The sequence below is a fragment of the Duganella violaceipulchra genome, from assembly GCF_019166075.1.
In the GTDB taxonomy this organism is placed as follows: Bacteria; Pseudomonadota; Gammaproteobacteria; order Burkholderiales; family Burkholderiaceae_D; genus Rugamonas; species Rugamonas violaceipulchra.
Genome location: NZ_JAHTGR010000244.1, coordinates 1 through 255 on the forward strand (window position 1 = coordinate 1; position 255 = coordinate 255).

General features: G+C 69.0%; 1 protein-coding gene. It reads right to left on the reverse strand.

What is annotated here, in order from left to right; genetic code table 11:
* Nucleotides 1-255: hypothetical protein (locus KVP70_RS33900; protein WP_217946807.1), on the reverse strand; the 255-nt coding region annotated here is incomplete at both ends.

Here is a 255-nt window from a genome sequence, read left to right on the forward strand (position 1 = left end):
TCCACCGACAAGGTCAGCGGATAGTTGGTGCGCTCTTCGCCACCGATGACATTGACGCCTACCCAGGCGTCATTGGATTGCTGCTGCGCGTCGCCCGCCTCGACCACGCTGTGGCGGTAATTGAGCAACGACGAGAACAGCGGCGTCTGCGCCGCCACGCCGCTGCAGCGCTGCGCCAGGGCCAGCGACGCATGCTCGTGCCGCAGCAGCTGCGTCAGCAGCGGGTGCGTGCCGCGCGCGCCCTGGGCAACGCCC